A 21,041-nucleotide genomic window follows, 5' to 3' on the forward strand; every position below is an offset into this window, starting at 1 on the left:
CGCATCCGGCCCGCATGAAAAGGGGCCAGTCACCAGAAATTGGCCGTGGCCTGCGGCTTTGCCCGCCCCTACGTTCGGTGCCATGAGGATTCGAATCGTCGACGCCTTCACCGACCGCGCCTTCACCGGCAATCCGGCCGGAGTCCTGCTGCTGGACACCGGCCCCTTCCCCGACGACGACTGGCTCCAGCAGGTCGCCGCCGAGGTGAACCTCTCCGAGACCGCCTACGCCCACCCGCTCCCGGCGGGCGGCGAGGCCGACTGGGCGCTGCGCTGGTTCACCCCGGCCGCCGAGGTGGCCATGTGCGGCCATGCCACCCTGGCCACCGCTCACGTCCTGCACACCACGGGCGCCTCGACCGGCACCGTGCGCTTCTCGGCCCGCTGCGGCGTCCTCACCGCGACCGCGCACGAGGACGGTTCGCTCACGCTCGACTTCCCGACCGCGCCGCTCACGGAGGTCGCCGTTCCCGACGGTGTCGGCGAGGCGCTGGGCACGCGAGTCCTCTCGGCCCACGACACGGGTCCGCACACCGGGGATCTGCTGGTGGAACTGGCCAACGAGAAGGCTGTACGGGCCCTCGCACCCGACTTCGCCGCGCTCGTGGCTCACTCCCGGCGCGGGATCATCGCCACGGCCGCCGCCGAGGACGCCCAGCGCGGCTACGACTTCGTCTCACGCGGCTTCTTCCCCCAGGTCGGCATCAACGAGGACCCGGTGACCGGCAGCGCGCACACCGCCCTCGCACCGTTCTGGTCGGCCCGCCTGGGCCGCGACGAACTGACGGGCCTCCAGGCCTCGGCCCGCTCCGGTCTCGTACGTACATCGCTGCGGGGCGAGCGCACCCTGCTGACCGGGCGGGCCGTCACCGTCATCGACGGCGAAATGCTGACCTCCCCCTGAGGGCCCGACCCCCGGTCGGCGGAAGAACACGCAAAGGGGGCGTACGGACAAACCCGTACGCCCCCTTCATGCGCGCTCAAGCCGTCGGCAGCCACCCCACGTTGCCCGCCAGCAGCGCGTATCCGACGAACGCCCCGATGTCGAGCAGCGCATGGGCCACGACAAGCGGCCCGATCCGCCCCCAGCGCCGGTACAGCAGCACGAAGACGGCGCCCATGACCATGTTGCCGACGAAGCCGCCGATCCCTTGGTAGAGGTGGTACGAACCGCGCAGCACCGAACTCGCCACCAGGGCCGCCATCGGCGTCCACCCCAACTGCCCGAGTCTGCGCAGCAGAAACCCGACGACGACGACCTCTTCCAGTACGGAGTTCTGCACCGCGGAGAGAATCAGTACGGGGAACTTCCACCAGACCTCGGGCAACGACTCCGGCACCACGGTGAGGTTGAACCCCGCCTCGATGGCGACCAGATAGAAGGCGAGTCCGGCGCTGCCGATGCCCGCGGCGACCAGCGCCCCCCGCCCCAGGTCCGGCCATGGCTTCGTCCGGTCGAAGCCGATCACGCGCAGCCCCGTCCCCTCCCGCATCAGCAGGTACGCCACCAGCGCGACAGGCACCAGCGAAGAGGTGATGCCGAACAACTGCCAGGCCAGATCCAGCCACGGCCGCCCCGGTGCCTGCGACCCGTTCAGGTTCGCTGCCTGGTCCTTGAGACCGCCGGGTTTCGTCAGCGCCCCGATGAATCTGATCAGGGAGGACACTCCGCTCGCGCCGAGCGAGATCGCGAGCACAATCAGGACTTCGGTCCGGAAAATCCGTCGTGTCACCCCGTGTCCGAGATGAGAATCGGCCACCTGTCCCGCCTCCGCCTGCACACCTGCCTCCAGTTCATCAATCCCGCCTCATCCCCAACTCCACCCCGCTAGGGTCTCGAATGCAGGTGCGAAGATCGCACGCGACAGGCCGGGGGACGAGCGCCATTGCGGTGGCGGAGTCCCCCTTTTTCCTTGTTCACGATTCAAGGAGGGGCTCTACCGCCATGGGACGTCACAGCTTGCCCGACGAGGACGCGAGGGACGACGCCAGGTCCCGCTCACCGGTACGCCGTCGTACGGTCGCCATCGCCACTGTGCTCGTCCTGGGAGTGGCCGGGGGCGCCGCGGTCGCGGTGGAGGGGGGCTTTCTGTCCTTCGCGGGCTCGTGCGCCGACTCCGCCGTCCATCTGGAGGTGGTCGCGTCCCCCGATGTCGCCCCCGCTGTCCGCGAGGTCGCCGCTCTGGCTCGCGACAAGCAGGTCACTTCCGACGGACAGTGCCTCGACGTGGACGTCGTCGCCCGTGACGCGTACAAGGTCGCCGACACGCTCAGCGCGGGCAAGGCCGAGCCCGACTACCAGGTCTGGATCCCCGACTCCGACCTGTGGGTCCAGCGGGCCCAGAGTTCCGGCGACGGTGTCCGGCTCACCCCGGTCGGCAATATCGCCTCCTCCCCGGTCGCCCTGGCCACGGTCCCCTCAGCCGCCAAGTCGCTCGGCTGGCCCGAGAAGACGTACACCTGGGCCCAGCTCTCCGAGGCCGCGACCGAGAAGGGCACGCTGCGCCTCGGCGCGGCGGACCCCGCCCGCAGCGCCACCGGACTGCTCGGGCTCACCAGCATCGCCGGTTCCACGTACAGCGAGGGTCCCGACGCCGACACCAAGGTCGCGGCCGCCGCGAAGCTGCTCTCGCAGCGCATATCGGACAGCGACCAGCAGGTGTCGCAGACCCTCGCGCAAGACGAATCCGGCACGGAGAAGGGCAACCCCCGCCGGAATCAGGCCGTGCTCCTCTCCGAGCAGGCAGCCTTCGCGCACAACACCGAGGACGGCACGCAGGGGCTCGAACTCTTCTACCCGACGGACGGCACCACGCAGCTCGACTACCCGTACGCCCTGGTCGACGAGGGCAGGCTGTCGACCGACGAGAGCCGCGCGGCCCTGCGCTTCATGACCCTGCTCGGCGAGCGGGAGAGCCGGAATATCCTGGCCGGGCGCGGCTTCCGTACGCCCGACAAGCCCGCCTCCCCGGCCGTCGTACGGGCGGCGGGCGGCCGGGCGCCCCAGCCCTACGCGTCGGCCCCCGGGAAGGCGCCCTCCCAGAAGGACATCCAGCAAACGCTCGGCATGTGGACCATCACCGTGCAGAGCGCCCGGCTGACGACGGTCGTCGACGCCTCGGGCTCGATGGCCACCCTGGTGCCGGGGCGCGGCGACCAGACCCGCATGGATGTCACCAAGGCCTCACTGATCCAGGCCCTCGCGCAATTCACCCCGGACGACGAGGTCGGCCTGTGGGACTTCGCGACGAACCTGGACGGCCCGCTCGACTACCGCAGGAAGGTGGCGACCACCCGACTCGGCGACCCCGCGCCGGGCGGCCGCACCCACCGCGATAAGCTCTCCGCGGCGTTCTCCGCCCTCTCCCCGGTACCCGATGGGGCGACGGGGCTGTACGACACCACGCTGGCGGCCTACAAGGACGCGCAGGCCGACTACGCGAGCGGCAGGTTCAACGCCGTCGTCATCCTCACTGACGGCTCGAACCAGGACACCGATGGCATCTCCCGCAGCGGCCTGATCACCGAACTGAGGCAGCTCGTGGACCCCGAGCGGCCGGTCCCGCTGATCGCCATCGCGGTCGGCCCGGACGCCGACAGCGAGGAGGTCGAGCAGATCGCCTCAGTCACCGGCGGCGGGGGGTACCAGGTGACCGACCCGGCCGATATCCACGCCGTCATCCTCAAGGCGATCATGGAGGCGGGCCAGGGCGCCTGACACCACGACCGGCCTCCGGCACCTGAGCACAACGGCCGACGCCAACACCACCGCACCACCGCACCACCGCACCTGAGCAGCACCGCACGGGCGGCACCAGGCACACCCCAGCGACCCCGCCGACCCCACCGGCACGAGCCGCCCCCACCGACACCGGCCACCACACCGGTACTAGCCACCCCGGCCACCCCGGCCACCACGTCGGCACGCCGCCACCGACCAGGCAACGCGGGCCTCCTGGGGGCGCCTCACGCAGGCGCCGGGAAGCCCGCCTGCCAGGTGTGCACCGGCTCGCCCTCGTGCATCAGCTCGCTGTAGCGGCGCGTGGTGGCGGACAGCGCGGCCTCGCGCTCAAGACCGGCCTCCAGGGCGCGGTGGAAGGTGTCCACCTGCCAGGAGGCTCCGTTGACGCGCAGCTTGCACCGCTGCTCGATGACACCCAGGTAGAAGTCACGGTCGGCGGGCTCGACGCCCCAGGCGTCGAGCCCTGCCGCGGCCAGGGGCAGCAGCTCGTCGAGCACGAGCGAGACGCCCGGCACCCGCGCCGTGCCGGCCGCGCGGCCCGGCGTCGGCCAGATCAGCTCGGCGTCGATGCCCTGGCGGCACGCGACATCGAAGTTCTCTGCCGCCGCCTCGAAGGGCAGCCTCTTCCACACGGGCCGCGTGTCCTCGGCCAGCGCCCTGACCAGCCCGTAGTAGAAGGCGGCGTTGGCGATCACGTCCGTCACCGTGGGGCCGGCCGGCAGCACCCTGTTCTCCACCCGCAGATGCGGCACCCCGTCGGCCAGCCCGTAGACGGGCCGGTTCCAGCGGTACACCGTCCCGTTGTGCAGCACCAGTTCCTGGAGCCGCGGCACCCCGCCGTCGGCGAGCACGAGCAGCGGGTCCTCCTCGTCGCAGATCGGCAGGAGGGCGGGGAAAAAGCGCAGGTTCTCCTCGAAGAGCTCGTACGCCGAGTCGATCCACTTCTCACCGAACCACGTTCTCGGCCGCACGCCCTGGGCCTGCAGCTCGGGCGGCCGGGTGTCGGTGGCCTGCAGAAACAGTGGCGGCCTGGATTCGCGCCACAGCTCACGGCCGAAGAGGAACGGCGAGTTGGCACCCACCACGATCTGCACGGCGGCCACGGACTGCGCGGCGTTCCACACATCCGCGAAGCGGGCCGGCGTGACCTGGAGATGCAACTGCACGGACGTACAGGCCGCTTCGGGCGTAATGGAGGCGGAGGTACAGGTGAGGCGCTCCACCCCCTCGATGTCGAGCTCGAAGTCCTCCCCGCGCGCCGCGACGATCTGATCGTTGAGCATGACGTAACGGTCCACGTCGGAGAGATTCGCCGACACCAGATCCGCACGCCCGAGCGTCGGCAGAATTCCGATCATCACGATCCCCGCGTCGACCTCCACCGCTTTTCGGTGGGCGTACGCGAGGCCGGTGCGCAGTTCTTCCGAGAGCTGATCGAATACCCGGCCCTCCAGCCGGTGCGGAACAATATTCACTTCCAGATTGAACATTCCCAGCTCGGTCTGGAAATCATGGCTGGAGATCCGCTCCAAAACCTCCGCGTTCATCATCCTCGGCATACCGTCGGCCCCGGCGAGATTGAGCTCGATCTCGACCCCCATGAGGTTCTTGGGACGGTCGAAGCGCTTCTCGGCCAACAGCTGATCGAGCCCTTGGAGGCACAGCTGGAGTTTGCGCCGGTACTTCTGCCGATCGGACAGATCGAACCCGCCGGCCACCACCTTCTCCCCCATCGCAGCATCCTTCCTCGAGTGGGCGTCCCGCAGCACGGGGCGCTCGCGTCACGATCGATGATGCCCAGAGAGTCTGATCCATAACGCCCCGCGCCCACCCGCTCGGCGAGTACCCTCGATGCAGGCTCCCAGTGGCACATTCACTCGGCATGCAGCAGAAAGTAGTTCCGGGCCCGCGACTGCTGGTGAAAAAAGCCGACGATTTTCGGCCTACCGCTTCTGCGGGATAATTCGAGGCCACAGCCCTGCGCTCCCGAAGAAACGGGAGATTCTCCGCAGAAGAAGAGCCGAATACCGCCTTGCCCGTAATGCCCGCGGCGGCTAGCAGAAACACTACGTGAACGCACGTCGTATAAACTCCGCAAACGAGGCAGAGAGTTGGCGTCCGGCCATCATCCCACGGCCCCCTCTGGCCCCGCACGCAGACAGCGCCGTCCGCACTGCCCACGCATCACCGTGTCTCCCAAGTGAGAGGCGACCCACCATCATGCCGCTGCTTGTCCCCCCGGCTCCCGCGCCGGCTCTGCGCAGTGTCCTCGCGGCCCTCGGTTCTCCCACCGCAGTACGCGAGGCCCGTACCCCGGCTCTCCGTTCCGCCCAAGGACCGCTGAGCCCCGAACTCGCCCTGCCCCTCCACGTACTGGACCGCATGGTCCCGACCGGCCGGCCTCCGCGCACGCGGCTCACGGGCTGGCGATTCCTCATCCGCAGCGGCGACCGCACGGTGGCCGCCGCCGACACCATGCTCACCCCCGACGGCTGGGCCTTCTCGCACTTCTGCGAGGGCCCCTACATCGCCTCCAGCGAGCGAGCCCTGCGGCAGGCCGAGGCCATGAAGGGCCGCTACCAGCCGAGGCTCCTGTCCGTGCCCGAGCTCTACATGCTCAATCTGTGGCTGCACGGTGAGCCGGAGGCGGACGCCTCCGACGACATGCCCCTCCCGACCGATGTGCTGGTGCCCCTCGCGCCGGCCCCGCCCGGCATCGCGTCGCACCATCCGCACCGGGTCGCCGATCTGCTGACCGTACTGACCAACCGGCTGACCCCCGCCCCTCTCCTCGGCCAGCCCGCCTGACGGCGGCGCCCGGTCCCTTCGTGCCCCGTGACCGGTACTGGTCACGGGGCACAGTCCTGCCCCGAACGGAGTAGCCCGTATCGGCCCCCCCCCGAACCACCCAAAGAGGCACCCCAGTTGAGCTGAACCGTCCGCACGAGTGATGCGTCATCAATCAGTAAGAAGAGCTGCCGTGAAATCCCTGCGGAAAGACGTCCGTAGGGCAACACTGGGAACGGACCGATTGATACGGGGGGCGGTTATGAACACCGCATCGAGCCACAGGACACTCACTACAACGCAGCGAAAGAACCCTTCCATGTGTCAGCACCAGCCAGCCTGCCCATCAGCCGAATCCGCCGATCGGGAGGCCGCCCATCTCACGGCGCACCACCCTGAGCAGGGCTGGAGCCTGCTGTGCAACGGAGTCCTCCTGTTCGAGGACACCGGTGAGCTGCTGCCGGACGGGCAGATCATCGCTCCGCACCGCCCGCTGGACGTGGTGACCGCCGCGTAGCACCGGGCAGTACAACGAGGGGCCGGTCCGGAGAATCCTCCGAACCGGCCCCGACGCGTGTCCGCGTCCGTCCCCTGCGGCCGAGTGGCCGCGAGCACGTCAGTTGTCGTACTCGTCCAGCGGCGGACACGAGCAGACAAGGTTGCGGTCACCGAACGCGCCGTCGATGCGACGCACCGGCGGCCAGTACTTGTCCGCGGCCGAGACTCCGGCCGGGAAGACCGCCTCTTCACGGCTGTACGCGTGCTCCCACTCCCCGCCCAGCGCGGCCGCGGTGTGCGGCGCGTTGCACAGCGGGTTGTCGTCGGCGGGCCACTCGCCCGAAGCGACCTTCTCGATCTCGCCGCGGATCGCGATCAGCGCGTCGCAGAACCGGTCGATCTCCGACAGGTCCTCGCTCTCGGTGGGCTCGATCATCAGCGTGCCGGCCACCGGGAACGACATGGTCGGCGCGTGGAAGCCGTAGTCGATGAGGCGCTTGGCGATGTCGTCGACGCTCACGCCCGTCGACTTCGACAGCGGCCGCAGATCGACGATGCACTCGTGCGCCACCAGCCCGTTCGGACCGGCGTAGAGAACCGGGAAGTGCGGCTCCAGGCGCTTGGCGATGTAGTTCGCCGCGAGCACGGCGACCTGCGTCGCGCGCTTGAGGCCCTCGGCGCCCATGAGGCGTACGTACGCCCAGGAGATCGGCAGGATGCCGGCCGAGCCCCACGGGGCGGCCGAGATCGGGCCGACGCCCGTCTGCGGTCCGGCCGTCGGCTGGAGCGGGTGGTTCGGCAGATACGGCGCGAGGTGCGCCCGTACGCCGACCGGACCGACGCCGGGGCCGCCGCCGCCGTGCGGGATGCAGAAGGTCTTGTGCAGGTTCAGATGGGAGACGTCCGAGCCGAACTTGCCCGGCTTGGCCAGGCCCACCAGCGCGTTGAGGTTCGCGCCGTCCACATACACCTGGCCGCCCGCGTCGTGCACGGCCGCGCAGATGTCGCTGATGTGCTCCTCGAACACACCGTGCGTGGACGGGTAGGTGACCATGAGCACCGCAAGCTCATTGCCGTGCTGCTCGATCTTCGCGTGCAGGTCCTCGACGTCGACGTCGCCGTCCTCGCGCGTCTTGACGACGATGACCTTCATCCCGGCCATCACCGCGCTCGCCGCGTTGGTGCCGTGCGCGGACGACGGAATGAGACACACCGTGCGCTGCGTGTCGCCGTTGGCGCGGTGGTAGGCCCGTACGGCCAGCAGGCCGGCGAGCTCACCCTGCGATCCGGCGTTGGGCTGGATGGACACCGCGTCGTACCCGGTGACCTCGGCGAGGCGCTCCTCCAGCTCACGGATGAGCGTCAGATAGCCCTGCGCCTGCTCGACCGGCGCGAAGGGGTGGATCTGCCCGAACTCGGGCCAGGTGACCGGCTCCATCTCGGTGGTCGCGTTCAGCTTCATGGTGCAGGAGCCGAGCGGGATCATGCCACGGTCGAGCGCGTAGTCCCGGTCGGCGAGCTTGCGCAGATAGCGCAGCATCGCGGTCTCGGAGCGGTGCTGGTGGAAGACCGGGTGGGCCAGGTAGTCGTCGGCGCGCAGCAGGTCCGCGGGCAGCGTCTCGGCCGTCGACAGGTCCAGCGCCTCCAGGTCGCCCTCGACACCGAAGGCCGACCAGACCGCGGCGATCTCGGCGCGGGCCGTCGTCTCGTCACAGGCGATGGAGAGGGTGTCGGCGTCGACCAGGCGCAGGTTGACCCCGCCCTCGCGCGCCGCGGCGAGGATCTCGGCGGCCCTGCCGGGGACGCGCGCGGTAAGGGTGTCGAAGTACGAGCCGTGCACGATCTCCACGCCGCCCGCCCGCAGGCCCTCGGCGAGCAGCACGGCGTACCGGTGGGTGCGGCCGGCGATGGAGCGCAGCCCGTCCGGGCCGTGGTAGACGGCGTACATACCGGCCATCACGGCGAGGAGCACCTGCGCGGTGCAGATGTTGCTGGTGGCCTTCTCCCGGCGGATGTGCTGCTCACGCGTCTGCAGCGCCAGCCGGTAGGCCTTGTTGCCGTCGGCGTCGACGGACACGCCGACGAGCCGGCCGGGCAGGCTGCGGGCGAACTTCTCCCGTACGGCCATGAAGCCGGCGTGCGGGCCTCCGAAGCCCATCGGTACACCGAAGCGCTGGGTGGTGCCCACCGCGATGTCCGCGCCCAGCTCGCCGGGCGAGGTGAGCAGCGTCAGGGCCAGCAGGTCGGCGGCGACGGTGACGATCGCGCCGAGCTCGTGCGCCTGCTCGACGACGGGCTTGATGTCACGTACGACGCCGGAGGCGCCCGGGTACTGCAGCAGCACACCGAAGACGCCGCGCTCGGCGACCTCGGCCGGGATACCGTCGCGCAGATCGGCGACGACGACCTCGACACCGGTCGGCTCAGCGCGGGTCCGGATCACCGCGACGGTCTGCGGGAAGGCGTCCGAGTCGATCAGGAAGACGCCCTTCTTGACCTTGCCGACCCGGCGGGAGAGCGCCATCGCCTCGGCGGCGGCGGTGCCCTCGTCGAGCAGCGAGGCACCGGAGGTGGGCAGCCCCGTCAGATCGGCCACCATCGTCTGGAAGTTGAGCAGCGCCTCCAGCCGGCCCTGCGAGATCTCCGGCTGGTAGGGCGTGTACGCCGTATACCAGGAGGGGCTCTCCATCACGTTGCGCAGGATCACCGGCGGCGTGAAGGTGCCGTAGTAGCCGAGCCCGATCATCGGGGCGAGCACCTGGTTGCGGTCCGCGAGCGTGCGCAGCTCGGCCTGCACCTCGGCCTCGGTGCGCGCGTCCGGCAGGGCCAGTGCCTCGGTGCTCTTGATGACGTCCGGCACCGCGGCCGCGGTCAGCTCGTCGAGCGAGCCGTAGCCGACCTGGGCGAGCATCTTGGCCTGCGCTTCGGCATCGGGGCCGATGTGGCGCTGCTCGAAGGGGATGCCACGCTCGAGTTGTGAGAGCGGAATGCGGTTTGCGGTCATCTGCGGAAGGCCTCCTGGTCTGACGCGACCTGCGAGGGGCACCACTGCGGGTACCCGGACGGCCTCCCCCTCTGTCATCTCAACCTGAGAGCTTCACCGGGGCGCGAACAACACGCTCCGACTTTCACCGTCGGTGAGGGAAGGCTCCGTCCGGGCAGTGCTCTGTGCAGAGACACGCCCGTGCGACTCCCACCCTGCTTTCCAGAGTGACCTCGTCCATGCGGTACGGGGGCCTGAGAGATTCCGGGGAGGATTTGCTCCTTCGGCGCCACCGGCACGTTCATGTTCGCCGGAGGACTCTCCCGCACGGGGTCAGCAGCCGTTTGCCAGCCTACCAGCGAGCCCCGTCAGCCATCCCTCGAGTGGCCGCAGTCCCCGATGTGCACTTTCGTAGTGTTTACGGAGCAGTTGCGATCAGTTGGAGGGACCGTGCAGACCGACATCGATCCGCGCAGCCTGATCGGCCGCAAGGCGTACGACCGCAATGGCACCAAGATCGGAACGGTGGACGAGGTATATCTCGACGACGCCACGGGAGTCCCAGAATGGGCGGCCGTACGCACCGGGCTCTTCAGCCGCGACGCCTTCGTGCCCCTGGAGCCGAGCGAGGTCGTGGACGATTCGCTGCGCGTCCCCTTCGAGCGGGCGCTCATCAGGGACGCCCCGGACTTCGGCGTGGGCCGCCACCTCTCCCCGGAACAGGAGCTGCAGCTCTACCACCACTACGGGCTCGAAATCTCGCCGCCCCCGCCCGACCGGGACTTCGGCCGGCTGGCGGGCGAGGACACCACCTGATCCCCTCGGCCCGCTGATTCCCCCGGCTCCGCAGGCTCGTCCGCCGCCCGTACCAGCGGGAGCGGATCGGAAGGCTCCAGATCCGGATCGTCCACCTTGAAGGTCCGTACCCATCCGGGCCTGGAGGTCGGCTCCTCGAAACGCACCGTGACCCGCCCCAGGCCACTGCCCTGCACCCAGCCCGCCCCGTGCTCGGCATGGCGCACATCGTGTCCCGCGTGCCACCGCCGCTCCGGCAGCGCCTCCGGTGCCCGCTCCACCGCCGCTCCGCCCCCGTACGGCTCTCCCTCCCCAGCTTTTCCTGCCTCGGCCCCCGCCCCTACGTCTTCCGCCTCACCTTCCGCCGCCTTCTCGGACGCCGCCTTCTCGGTGGCCGCCTGGGCGAAGAGATCCTCCTGGGTGTAGTCCGCGAGTCCGGTGACCCCCACCCCGAGCAGTCGCACGCCTCCCGTGGTGTCCACCGATTCCAGCAGCCGCCCCGCGGCCTCCCGCACCACGGCCGGATCGTCGGTGGGCCCGCGCAGGGTCTCGGAGCGCGTCAGCGTCGAGAAGTCGTACCGCCGCACCTTCAGCACGACCGTCCGGCCCGACCGCCCCGCCGCCCGCAGGCGCACCACGCACCGGTCGGCCAGCCGCCCCACCTCGGTCCTGATCCTGACCCGGTCGTGCAGGTCCACCTCGAAGGTGTCCTCGACAGAGACGGACTTGGCGTCCCGCTCGGACACGACGGGCCGGTCGTCGTATCCGGAGGCCATCCGGTACAGCGAGGTCCCGTGCGCCTTCCCCAGCAGCCGTACGAGCTCGTCCTCGCCCGCCTCGGCCAGCTCGACGACCGTCGTCATCCCGGCCCGCCGCAGATGCTCCCCGGTGGCCGGCCCGACCCCCGGCAGAATCCGCACCGGCATCGGCGCCAGCAGCTCCCGCTCGGTGCCCGGCTCTATCAGCACAAGGCCGTCGGGCTTCGCCTGCTCCGAGGCGATTTTCGCCAGCATCTTGGAGCCCGCGAGGCCCACCGAGCCGGTGAGCCCGGTGACCGCTTTGATGTCCGCCCGCAGCCGCTCTCCGGCCGTCCGGGCGGAGGCGGCGTCGTCGGCCACCCCACCCGCCTCCAGGTCCACGAAGGCCTCGTCCAGGCTCAGCGGCTCCACCAGCGGCGAGAGCCGCCCGAGCAGTTCCATGACCTGGTCGCTCACCGCCCGGTACAGAGCGAAGCGCGGATTGAGATACGCGGCGTTCGGACACAGGCGCCGGGCCTGCGCCACCGGCATCGCCGAGTGCACCCCGAATCGCCTGGCCTCGTACGACGCGGTGGCGACGACCCCCCGCGTCCCGATCCCCCCGACGACCACCGGCTTCCCGCGCAGGCTCGGCTTCGACGCCTGCTCCGCGGCGGCGTAGAAGGCATCCATGTCCAGATGCAGGATGGTCGGTACGGGTCTCACATCACCGATGCTGCCGTACGGCACTGACAATCGGCCGCCGACAGCGCGAACAGGCGGTCAGACAGCCTTGTTGCGGCGGCGCGCGAGCTCGTCGGCGGGGTTGCTCCCGACCAGGGTCTCGCCGGTGTCGACCCGCTCGCCGTGCAGCTGGGACAGCGCGCTCTCCACGTCCCGCCACACCACGCCCACGGCGATTCCGAAGACGCCCTGCCCCCCCTGGAGAAGCTCGACGACCTCATCGGGCGATGAGCACTCGTGCACCGTCGCGCCGTCGCTCATCAGCGTCATCCGGTCGAGGTCCTTGAACCCGCGGGCCCGAAGGTGCTGGACCGCCGTCCGGATGTTCTGCAGCGCGACCCCGGTATCCAGGAATCGCTTCACGATCTTGAGGACTACGACGTCCCTGAAGCTGTAGAGGCGCTGTGTGCCCGACCCGTAGGCGGGCCGGACGCTCGGCTCGACCAGCCCGGTGCGGGCCCAGTAGTCGAGCTGCCGATACGTGATCCCCGCCGCCGCACACGCGGTCGGCCCCCGGTATCCGACGCTCTCGGTCGGTGCTGCCTCACCCGTGGCCGACGCTACGGCCTGCTGCCTCGCGGTGGGTTCTACCGCATTGCCGTAAAGCGGATACGGCCCGCCCGCCACCGTACCGTCGCCGCTGCTTCTCACGCCGACCTCCGTCCTTGACCTGCCCTTGTCGACGGTAGGCAGTCGCTTGGGGTGCGTCAACGATCGCCGCGCTCGCCACGCCGAGTGATAATCACCCCAAGAGTGGTTTCCCGTGCGCCTCTTTCGGGAACGGCTCCTCGAATGCCCCGACGCGCCCCGACGCGCAGGTCACTGGCTGTTGGTCCCGAAGTCCTCGGGGGAGATCTGGTCGAGGAACTCACGGAACTTCTCGACCTCGTCCTCCTGCTCGTCCGGGATCGCGATCCCGGCGTCATCGAGCACACCGTCACTGCCGTAGATCGGCGTACCGGTGCGCAGCGCCAGCGCTATGGCGTCCGAGGGCCTCGCACTGACCTCGACTCCGCTGGCGAAGACCAGCTCGGCGTAGAAGACCCCTTCCCGCAGGTCGGTGATGCGCACTTCGGTGAGCTCCTGGCCGACCGCTTCGAGTACGTCCTTGAAGAGGTCATGGGTCAGCGGCCTGGCAGGGGCCATCCCCTGCTGGGCAAAAGCGATCGCGGTCGCTTCTCCCGGCCCGATCCAGATGGGAAGGTACCGGTCGCCTCCTACTTCACGCAGGAGCACGATCGGCTGGTTGGAGGGCATTTCCACCCGGACACCTACGACGTCGAGCTCGTTCACACAGCAACCCTAGGACGTGCCTGGCAGGTTTGGGTAGTCGGGCTCCTCCAAGCTCAGTCCAGCCGCACCCCGAGGGCCGTCTGAATGAGTGCGGCGTGGAGCCGGACGGACAGCTCTGCCAGCTCTTTCACGGTCTCCTCCGCACGTGCCCTGGTCTGCGGATTCGGGTGACGGCGCAGCGGAGCGACCACCTGTTCGACCAGGCTGGCCTCGCGATCCGCGGCGGCTTTCACCGCGCGCAGATGCCGCGGCTCCAGACCGAAACGTCCCAGATCCGCGACGAGCCTGGCGACGGTGACGGCTTCCGCGCCGTAACCGCCACCCGGCATCGGCGAGATGAGGCCGTACGACTCCCACGCATCGAGGTCGTCCTCGCCGACCTCCGCGGCCGCGAGGAACTCCGGCCGACCGATCCGGACCGCGGTCGGGCGGCCGATGTCGGATTCCGGTGAACCGTCGAGCGAGTAACAGGGGCCGACGGAGGCGGGCAGCTGGACCTGCTCGCCTCGCTCCAGCGCGTCCAGGTGCTCACGGATGACCTTCAGCGGCAGGTAGTAGTCCCGCTGCATCCGCAGCACCTGGGCCAGCCGCTCGACGTCCTCGGGGCTGAATTTCCGGTAACCGGACACCGTGCGCTGCGGCTCGACCAGCCCCTCGGTCTCCAGGAAGCGAATCTTGGAGATCGTGACCTCGGGAAACTCGTCGCGCAGCAGGCTGAGCACAGTGCCGATACTCACCAGACGGTCACCCGCGGTGGCGGTGCCGCTTCCGGCACCGCCTGGCGCTGTTCGCAGCATGGGTCTTCCCGTAGCCGTCACACGGCCCGCTGGCTCGCGTAGAACACCAGCCGGTACTTACCGATCTGCACCTCGTCACCGTTGGACAGAAGGACCGCGTCGATCCGCTCACGGTTGACGTACGTGCCGTTCAGGCTGCCGACGTCGGAGACGGTGAACCCGCCGTCCGCACCCCGGCGGAACTCCACATGCCGACGCGAAACAGTCACGTCGTCGAGGAAGATGTCGCTCTGCGGGTGCCGCCCGGCGGTGGTCAGCTCGCCGTCCAGGAGGAAGCGGCTGCCCGAATTCGGACCGCGGCGCACCACCAGCAGCGCCGCACCGAGCGGCAGGGCGTCGACGGCGGCCTGGGCCTCCGGCGACAGCGAGGGGGCAGCGGTCTGTCCCGTCGCCTCCGCCTCGTACGCCTCCAGCCCGGAGATGGAGATGGTCGACGTGGTCTCCGACGGGCGCTCTGGCGATGCCCCGGCGCGCAGGGGCGCTCCGCAGTTGGAGCAGAACCGACTGGCCTCGGCATTGCGGTGCCCACACCTCGCACAAACCGGCAAGGCCGACATGGACGGATCCTCCTGCCGCGGCTGCCCCTCAGAGGCGTTGGTTGCATACGGGTCGGAGGTAAACCCTCCACCCGTACCTGGGGCTGACGATTCCCCGAAACCTATGCGGCCGGGACCCGCAGGGTCACCAGACGACGCGCCCTGGTTACCCGAAATGTCACCGCCCGGACCAGCGACCTCGTCCCGGAACAGCGGGCGTTCCCCGCCCTGGTCCTCGGCATCTCCATGGCGCGGGGCACGGTGCCGGGCGGCGCTGTTGGCGCCGTCCTCGCGTGTGCTCTTGCCGAACAACTTCGCAAACAACTTCACGGGCGATTCCCCTTGACCGAAACAGACCCGCCCGTGGGGCAGGACGAACCCTGAATGAACACACCTGCCGACTCGGACACCTTCACAACGTCCGTATCCGCCAAACAGTTTCCACCACGCGCCGAGCCTTCGATGCGCCGACCCCCCGCAACCTCATGCCCGTGTCCCACGGCCCCCACGCACCCCCGTCTCACTGCGATGACGACCGAGCGTAGTCAGGCCGCTTCGCCGGTCGCAAGGCATCCACAACGACCTTCTCGGCCCTGGTCACCGTGACGGTGGCCTGCTCCTTCTCCAGAGTCTGCACAACACCACCCGGGATATTCAGCGCGGGCTCCAGATCCTGCGGCTTGCCGATCACTTCGAAGCGGTACGGCGCGCCGATCTTCTGCTTGTCCACCCGGATGCCGCCGTCCCCGTCGGAGAAGTAGGTGTTCGCGACCACGCGGACGTCATTGATTTCGATCGCCTCCGCGCCCGCCGCCCGCAGCTCCTGGATCGCGTCGAGCAGCATGTCCGCCTCGACCGCGGAAGTCGGGTCGCTGATGGTCAGCTTGATCCCGGGCCCTTGCGCCGCCACTGTGCCGGCCAGGACACCGAGCTGCCGCTCCTTCTCCAGCGTCTGCTTACGGGCCTCTTCCGCCTGGTCCGAACTGGTCTCCAGCTCGGTGCGCTGGTCGTCCAGCTGCTGCTTCTCGTCCTCGAGTCGCTGCGTACGACCGTCCAGCTCGTCGAGGATCCGCACCAGGTCCTCCTGGCGGGCCCCGCGCAGCGCACTGTCGTCGCTCGTCGATCGGACCTGGATGGCCAACCCGAGCCCCAGCACGAAGAGCAGCAGCGCCACGATCAGCTGGGCCCGGGTGACACGGGGCGGCCAGAGGCCGGCGATCAGCCGCTGACGCCCCGTCGCCGCCGGCTCTTGAGGATCCGGCGCCTCTTGGCCCTGCTGCGGGTGGTCGCCCTGTGGGTTCTCTTCCGTATTCATCGGCCTCACGCCCGGAAAACGTGCCGGCGAATCGCCGCAGCGTTGGAGAAGATCCGGATGCCGAACACAACGACCACACCCGTGGACAGCTGCGCGCCGACGCCCAACTTGTCACCCAGGAACACGATCAGTGCGGCCACCACGACATTGGAAAGGAAGGAGACAACGAAGACCTTGTCGACAAAGATGCCGTCGAGCATGGCCCGCAGTCCCCCGAACACCGCGTCGAGCGCGGCGACGACGGCAATCGGCAGATACGGCTCGACCACCGCCGGCACTTCGGGGCGAACGAACAGTCCGACCACGACTCCCACGACGAGGCCCAGTACGGCGATCACGATGTGCCTTTCCCTGTGTTGGCCACGTCTTTCCCGGCGCCCGTGGCCAGCGGTTCTGCTGTACGTACGATCAGGCTCGGCGCGGCCGGCAGCCGAATCTCTTCCTGATCGGAAATGCTCGTCCTGATGAGGTAGTTCTGCTGCAGCACATGCAAGTACTGACCATCGGCGCTGTCTTGGAAGTCGGTGCTCAGCTGCTGCCCGTCCCCCACGGCAAGCACCGTGTACGGGGGCACCAGTGGCTTGTTGTCGACCAGTATCGCGTCGCCCGCGGCCCTGATCGCGGACAGGGCCGTGAGCCGCTGCCCGTTGATGGCGACCGCTTCGGCGCCCGACGACCACAGCCCGTTGACGACCCGCTGCATGTCACGGTCCCGTACCCGGCCGGTGTCGGAGAAGCTCGTGCTCTCGCGTGGTCCGCCGCCACCCTCCTCGGTGTCCTTGGCATCGTCCACCATGAGCTTCACGCCCGGACCCCGCACCGCCGTCGCACCGGACAGCAAAGCGACCAACTGGCCCTGTTCGCCGCCGTGTTCCTCCAGTGCCTTGCGCTGGCGCTCCCCTACCTCGGCCCGGAGTTCGTCCACGTCGTCCTCGAGCCGGTCGGCCGCCGAGGTCTCCGCCTCGATCCGGTCGATGAGCTCCTCGCGCTCCTTTGCCACCACGGGGGCCGCGATACGCGCCTGCGCCGCACCGACGGTGACGACCAGCGCGGCCAGCACGAGCCCTGCAGCAAGCCCGAGTTTCGCACGAAGCGTGCGCGGCATCCCCGCGCTGCCGTCGCTCTCCCTGCGGGCGGTCGCTTCCGCGTACCCGTCGTCGAGGCTGTGGTCCATCACATTTGTCAGCAGCGACATGGACGCGTCCGGGCGCCGTGGTGGGGAGGAGGAGGTGCTCCTCACGGAGGGCTGCTGCGACATGACGCACATCGTCGCACGTCGAAGGTCCTACCACCGAATGGCCCCACCGGTGTGCCGGACGTCGTATGAAGACACCGTTCGGCACACCGGTCACGCCTTAGTGACCTGCACCGTCCACGACCGCGGACCACTCGTCGAGCAGGGCCTGGGCCGACTCGTCGTCGGGCCCCTCGGCCCACAAATGAGTGACAGCTTCGGCCGGATCGGGCAGCACCATCACCCATCGGCCGTCGGCCTCTACTACACGCACGCCGTCGGTCGTGTCCACCGAACGCTCGCCGGCCGCCTCGACAACACTGCGCATGACAAGCCCCTTGACCGCCCAGGGCGTCGCGAGGTCGCGCTTCAGCACATGGGCCCGCGGGATGCGCGCGTCGATCTGACTGAGGGTGAGCTGTGTCCTCGCCACCAGCCCGATCAGCCGCACGAAGGCGGCCGAGCCGTCGAAGACGCTGCTGAACTCCGGAATGATGAAGCCACCGCGGCCGTCACCACCGAAGATCGTCGACTCTTCACGGCCCACTCGCGTCAGGTCGTCGGGCGAAGTGGTCGTCCATTCCACCTGGGTCCCGTGGTACGCCGCCACCTGCTCGGCGATCCTCGTGGTGGTTACGGGCAGGGCCACCCGGCCGCTGCGCCGGTCCGCCGCGACGAGGTCGAGCATCACCAGGAGAGCCCGGTCGTCCTCGATGATCCGCCCGCGCTCATCGACGAGCGACAACCTCTCGCCTACCGGGTCGAACCGCACCCCGAAGGCCGCCCGAGCCGACGCGACGATCTCTCCGAGCCGCACCAGACCGGACCGGCGTGTATCGGCGGTCTCGGTCGGCCTGGACTCGTCGAGCCCCGGATTGATGGTCAGCGCGTCAACGCCGAGCCGTCCCAGCAGGCTGGGCAGCACCAGGCCGGCGCTGCCGTTCGAGGCGTCGACGACCACTTTCAGCCCCGACTCCGCGATTCCCGTGGTGTCCAGGTTCCGCAGCAGGGATCCGGTGTACGAGTCGAAGACACTGGCCGGGAAATGCAGATCCCCGATCTCGCCGGGGAACGCACGCCGGTACTCCTGACGCGCGAAGACCCGGTCCAGCTTCCGCTGACCTGCCTGCGAGAGGTCCGAGCCGCGCTCGTCGAAGAACATGATGTCCACGGAGTCGGGCACACCAGGCGTGGTACGGATCATGATGCCGCCGGCGCTGCCTCGCGCCGTCTGCTGACGTGCGACGGGCAGCGGCACGTTCTCCAGATCTCGTACGTCGATGGCGCTCGTCTGGAGCCCGGAGATCACCGCTCGCTTCAGCGCCCGCGCGCCACGGGAGTGGTCACGCGCCGTGGTGACCGTGGCGCCCTTCTTGAGCGTCGTCGCGTACGCCCCGGCAAGCCGTACTGCCAGCTCAGGGGTGATCTCGACATTCAGGATGCCGGACACACCGCGCGCGCCGAAGAGATGCGCCTGGCCACGCGACTCCCAGATCACCGAAGTATTGACGAAGGCGCCGGCCTCGATGGTCTTGAACGGGTAGACCCGCACATTGCCCTGAATGATCGATTCTTCGCCGACCAGGCACTCGTCCCCGATGACAGCGCCGTCCTCGATGCGCGCCGCTCGCATGATGTCGGTGTTCTTACCGATCACGCAGCCGCGGAGGTTGCTGTGCTGGCCGATGTAGACGTTGTCGTGCACGACGGCCCTATGGAGGAAGGCCCCGTTCTTCACCACGACGTTCGAGCCCACGACCGTGTGCTCGCGGATCTCCACGCCGGCTTCGACCTTGGCATAGTCGCCGATGTAGAGCGGCCCGCGGAGCACGGCGTCCGGGTGCACCTCGGCACCTTCGGCCACCCAGACCCCCGGGGAGATCTCGAAGCCGTCGATGTCGACGTCGACCTTGCCCTCAAGGACATCGGCCTGTGCCTTGACGTAGCTCTCGTGCGTGCCTACGTCCTCCCAGTAGCCCTCGGCGATGTAGCCGTAGATCGGCTTGCCTTCCTTCATCAGCTGAGGGAAGACATCACCGGACCAGTCGACTGAGGTGTCTGCCTCGACGTAGTCGAAGACTTCGGGCTCCATGACGTAGATGCCCGTATTGACGGTGTCCGAGAAGACCTGGCCCCAGGTGGGCTTCTCAAGGAAGCGCTCGACCTTGCCCTCTTCGTCCACGATCGTGATACCGAATTCAAGGGGATTCGGCACTCGGGCCAGGCACACGGTGACCATCGCGCCCTTTTCCTTGTGGAAACGGATCAGGTCGGTCAGGTCGAAGTCGGTGAGAGCATCGCCAGAGATAACAAGGAACGTGTCATCCTTCAGTGCCGCTTCGGCATTCTTTACGCTGCCCGCGGTACCGAGTGGCTTCTCCTCGTTGGCATAGGTGAGCTCCATTCCGAGCTCTTCGCCGTCACCGAAGTAGTTCTTGACGAGTGACGCGAGAAACTGCACGGTCACGACGGTTTCACTGAGCCCATGCCGCTTGAGCAGCCTCAGTACGTGCTCCATGATCGGCCGGTTGGCCACAGGAAGCAGCGGCTTGGGCATGCTCGAGGTCATGGGGCGAAGACGCGTACCTTCGCCACCAGCCATCACAACGGCCTTCATGTCGGAAGGGTCCTCCTTGAAGAGACGACGGTCTGGCCGACCTCACCCAGCCGGGGCTGACCCGCAGGCATCACGCGCGGACAAGCCAGGCGCATACTGCGCCACTATCGGCTGGCTCAATCGGCCGCTGTGTCCGCCTTCACCAGCCGGCGGACCTGAACCACATAGAGGATCCCTGCCCACCAATACAGAGTTGTACCCCATCCGGCGAACGCCCATCCGAAAATAGCAGCCAGTGATGAGAGCCATCCGTTTCCGTCACTGAGAAGCAACAACGGGAAGGCGTACATCAGGTTGAACGTCGCGGCCTTGCCGAGGAAGTTCACCTGGGGCGGCGGATAACCGTGCCGACGGAGGATGCCCACCATCACCAGAAGCATCAGCTCACGGGCCAATAGGGCCGCTGCGAGCCAGAGGGGCAGGATCTCCCGCCAGGTGAGCCCGATCAGGGTGGAAAGGATGTAGAGCCGGTCTGCCGCGGGGTCCAGCAGCCGCCCCAGACTGCTGATCTGGTTCCAGCGCCGGGCAAGCTTCCCGTCGAGGTAGTCGCTGATACCGCTGAGCATCAACACCAGCAATGCCCAACCGTCGCGCTTGGGCTCACCGAACACGGGGAGAAGAATCAGCCACAGGAACACGGGCACGCCGACGAGGCGAGCCATGCTGAGGATGTTCGGGATGGTGAGGACCCGGTCCGTCTGAACGCGAGTCTCCTGGACCTCCACCCGGGGGCCTCCTGTGGGAACGTGCCAATGATGCCCCCTGACCCTACCCTCAGCCACCGCCGGCAGCCGCACAGGGGTGGGGAGGGGACCCGACCGGGTCCAGAACGCAAAAAAGCCCCGCACCATAAGGTGCGGGGCTCTCCCACAATAATTGTTCGGCGGCGTCCTACTCTCCCACAGGGTCCCCCCTGCAGTACCATCGGCGCTGAAAGGCTTAGCTTCCGGGTTCGAAATGTAA

18 protein-coding genes, 1 rRNA gene and 2 riboswitches are annotated in these 21,041 nt (G+C 68.7%); of the genes, 5 read left to right on the top strand and 14 right to left on the bottom strand.

Annotated features, from left to right (window positions below):
• Positions 1 to 82: 82 nt before the first annotated feature.
• Positions 83 to 904: a PhzF family phenazine biosynthesis protein gene (locus QMK30_RS29550; protein WP_283521383.1), complete on the top strand. Its 822-nt coding sequence runs from the start codon at positions 83 to 85 to the stop codon at positions 902 to 904.
• A gap of 76 nt (positions 905 to 980) precedes the next feature.
• Here QMK30_RS29550 and QMK30_RS29555 read toward each other — a convergent pair whose 3' ends face one another.
• A complete protein-coding gene (locus tag QMK30_RS29555) occupies positions 981 to 1,781 on the bottom strand; it encodes a CPBP family intramembrane glutamic endopeptidase (RefSeq protein ID WP_283521384.1) in 801 nt (266 codons plus the stop codon).
• A gap of 164 nt (positions 1,782 to 1,945) precedes the next feature.
• Here QMK30_RS29555 and QMK30_RS29560 point away from each other — a divergent pair, with 164 nt between their 5' ends.
• Positions 1,946 to 3,718 carry a substrate-binding domain-containing protein gene (locus QMK30_RS29560; RefSeq protein WP_283521385.1) on the top strand — a complete coding sequence of 591 codons (1,773 nt, stop codon included), beginning with the start codon at positions 1,946 to 1,948 and terminating at the stop codon, positions 3,716 to 3,718.
• A gap of 248 nt (positions 3,719 to 3,966) precedes the next feature.
• Here the strand turns inward: QMK30_RS29560 and QMK30_RS29565 are convergent, their stop codons facing one another.
• Positions 3,967 to 5,475 carry a glutamate-cysteine ligase family protein gene (locus tag QMK30_RS29565; RefSeq protein ID WP_283521386.1) on the bottom strand — a complete coding sequence of 503 codons (1,509 nt, stop codon included), beginning with the start codon at positions 5,473 to 5,475 and terminating at the stop codon, positions 3,967 to 3,969.
• Positions 5,476 to 5,962: 487 nt separating this feature from the next.
• Here QMK30_RS29565 and QMK30_RS29570 point away from each other — a divergent pair, with 487 nt between their 5' ends.
• Both QMK30_RS29570 and QMK30_RS29575 read left to right on the top strand, forming a co-directional pair.
• The gene (locus tag QMK30_RS29570) at positions 5,963 to 6,550 is read left to right on the top strand and encodes a hypothetical protein (RefSeq protein ID WP_283521387.1); all 588 of its coding nucleotides are present in this window, start codon (positions 5,963 to 5,965) and stop codon (positions 6,548 to 6,550) included.
• A 298-nt stretch (positions 6,551 to 6,848) separates the two neighbouring features.
• Positions 6,849 to 7,046, top strand: coding sequence for a DUF5999 family protein (locus QMK30_RS29575; protein WP_283521388.1), 198 nt, complete (start codon positions 6,849 to 6,851; stop codon positions 7,044 to 7,046).
• Between the two features lie 99 nt (positions 7,047 to 7,145).
• Here the strand turns inward: QMK30_RS29575 and gcvP are convergent, their stop codons facing one another.
• Complete coding sequence (gene gcvP / locus QMK30_RS29580) at positions 7,146 to 10,031, bottom strand: aminomethyl-transferring glycine dehydrogenase (RefSeq protein ID WP_283521389.1); 2,886 nt, start codon at positions 10,029 to 10,031, stop codon at positions 7,146 to 7,148.
• A gap of 64 nt (positions 10,032 to 10,095) precedes the next feature.
• Positions 10,096 to 10,241, bottom strand: a riboswitch (glycine riboswitch).
• Position 10,242: 1 nt separating this feature from the next.
• A riboswitch (glycine riboswitch) is annotated at positions 10,243 to 10,346 on the bottom strand.
• A 63-nt stretch (positions 10,347 to 10,409) separates the two neighbouring features.
• On the opposite strand from gcvP, the gene QMK30_RS29585 reads away from it, so the two are divergent.
• The gene (locus tag QMK30_RS29585; RefSeq protein ID WP_283521390.1) at positions 10,410 to 10,826 is read left to right on the top strand and encodes a PRC-barrel domain-containing protein; all 417 of its coding nucleotides are present in this window, start codon (positions 10,410 to 10,412) and stop codon (positions 10,824 to 10,826) included.
• Here the strand turns inward: QMK30_RS29585 and QMK30_RS29590 are convergent.
• The 11 genes from QMK30_RS29590 to rrf form a co-directional block, all read right to left on the bottom strand.
• Entirely contained in the window at positions 10,754 to 12,268 is a 1,515-nt protein-coding gene (locus QMK30_RS29590) for a DNA polymerase IV (protein ID WP_283521391.1), read from the bottom strand. The two genes, QMK30_RS29585 and QMK30_RS29590, sit on opposite strands and share 73 nt — an antisense overlap.
• Before the next feature lie 57 nt (positions 12,269 to 12,325).
• Positions 12,326 to 12,937, bottom strand: coding sequence for a MerR family transcriptional regulator (locus QMK30_RS29595; protein WP_283521392.1), 612 nt, complete (start codon positions 12,935 to 12,937; stop codon positions 12,326 to 12,328).
• A 168-nt stretch (positions 12,938 to 13,105) separates the two neighbouring features.
• Positions 13,106 to 13,579, bottom strand: coding sequence for a bifunctional nuclease family protein (locus QMK30_RS29600; protein ID WP_006123076.1), 474 nt, complete (start codon positions 13,577 to 13,579; stop codon positions 13,106 to 13,108).
• Positions 13,580 to 13,632: 53 nt separating this feature from the next.
• Positions 13,633 to 14,376 (bottom strand): transcriptional regulator FtsR, encoded by a 744-nt coding sequence (gene ftsR, locus QMK30_RS29605; RefSeq protein ID WP_283521393.1) that lies wholly within the window; start codon positions 14,374 to 14,376, stop codon positions 13,633 to 13,635.
• Between the two features lie 17 nt (positions 14,377 to 14,393).
• Entirely contained in the window at positions 14,394 to 15,350 is a 957-nt protein-coding gene (locus QMK30_RS29610; RefSeq protein WP_283521402.1) for an FHA domain-containing protein, read from the bottom strand.
• 82 nt (positions 15,351 to 15,432) lie between these two features.
• Positions 15,433 to 16,227 (bottom strand): DUF881 domain-containing protein, encoded by a 795-nt coding sequence (locus tag QMK30_RS29615; protein ID WP_283521394.1) that lies wholly within the window; start codon positions 16,225 to 16,227, stop codon positions 15,433 to 15,435.
• Between the two features lie 5 nt (positions 16,228 to 16,232).
• A complete protein-coding gene (locus QMK30_RS29620; RefSeq protein ID WP_206964811.1) occupies positions 16,233 to 16,565 on the bottom strand; it encodes a small basic family protein in 333 nt (110 codons plus the stop codon).
• Entirely contained in the window at positions 16,562 to 17,485 is a 924-nt protein-coding gene (locus QMK30_RS29625; protein ID WP_283521395.1) for a DUF881 domain-containing protein, read from the bottom strand. Before QMK30_RS29625 ends, QMK30_RS29620 begins: the two co-directional genes overlap by 4 nt.
• A 97-nt stretch (positions 17,486 to 17,582) precedes the next feature.
• Positions 17,583 to 20,078 (bottom strand): sugar phosphate nucleotidyltransferase, encoded by a 2,496-nt coding sequence (locus QMK30_RS29630; RefSeq protein WP_283521396.1) that lies wholly within the window; start codon positions 20,076 to 20,078, stop codon positions 17,583 to 17,585.
• Positions 20,079 to 20,194: 116 nt separating this feature from the next.
• Entirely contained in the window at positions 20,195 to 20,803 is a 609-nt protein-coding gene (gene clsA, locus QMK30_RS29635) for a cardiolipin synthase ClsA (RefSeq protein ID WP_283521397.1), read from the bottom strand.
• A 153-nt stretch (positions 20,804 to 20,956) separates the two neighbouring features.
• A 5S ribosomal RNA gene (gene rrf / locus QMK30_RS29640) occupies positions 20,957 to 21,041 on the bottom strand; the annotation flags it as partial.

The organism is Streptomyces sp. H27-C3 (assembly GCF_030063415.1).
Classification (GTDB): domain Bacteria; phylum Actinomycetota; class Actinomycetes; order Streptomycetales; family Streptomycetaceae; genus Streptomyces.

What these genes read in the sequence shown, in the direction of transcription:
- QMK30_RS29550 (WP_283521383.1), top strand. Translation starts at nt 83, where the DNA reads ATGAGGATTCGAATCGTCGACGCCTTCACCGACCGCGCCTTCACCGGC.
- QMK30_RS29560 (WP_283521385.1), top strand. Translation starts at nt 1,946, where the DNA reads ATGGGACGTCACAGCTTGCCCGACGAGGACGCGAGGGACGACGCCAGG.
- QMK30_RS29565 (WP_283521386.1), bottom strand. Translation starts at nt 5,475, where the DNA reads ATGGGGGAGAAGGTGGTGGCCGGCGGGTTCGATCTGTCCGATCGGCAG.
- QMK30_RS29570 (WP_283521387.1), top strand. Translation starts at nt 5,963, where the DNA reads ATGCCGCTGCTTGTCCCCCCGGCTCCCGCGCCGGCTCTGCGCAGTGTC.
- QMK30_RS29575 (WP_283521388.1), top strand. Translation starts at nt 6,849, where the DNA reads ATGTGTCAGCACCAGCCAGCCTGCCCATCAGCCGAATCCGCCGATCGG.
- gcvP (WP_283521389.1), bottom strand. Translation starts at nt 10,031, where the DNA reads ATGACCGCAAACCGCATTCCGCTCTCACAACTCGAGCGTGGCATCCCC.
- QMK30_RS29585 (WP_283521390.1), top strand. Translation starts at nt 10,410, where the DNA reads ATGTGCACTTTCGTAGTGTTTACGGAGCAGTTGCGATCAGTTGGAGGG.
- ftsR (WP_283521393.1), bottom strand. Translation starts at nt 14,376, where the DNA reads ATGCTGCGAACAGCGCCAGGCGGTGCCGGAAGCGGCACCGCCACCGCG.
- QMK30_RS29615 (WP_283521394.1), bottom strand. Translation starts at nt 16,227, where the DNA reads ATGAATACGGAAGAGAACCCACAGGGCGACCACCCGCAGCAGGGCCAA.
- QMK30_RS29625 (WP_283521395.1), bottom strand. Translation starts at nt 17,485, where the DNA reads ATGTCGCAGCAGCCCTCCGTGAGGAGCACCTCCTCCTCCCCACCACGG.
- QMK30_RS29630 (WP_283521396.1), bottom strand. Translation starts at nt 20,078, where the DNA reads ATGAAGGCCGTTGTGATGGCTGGTGGCGAAGGTACGCGTCTTCGCCCC.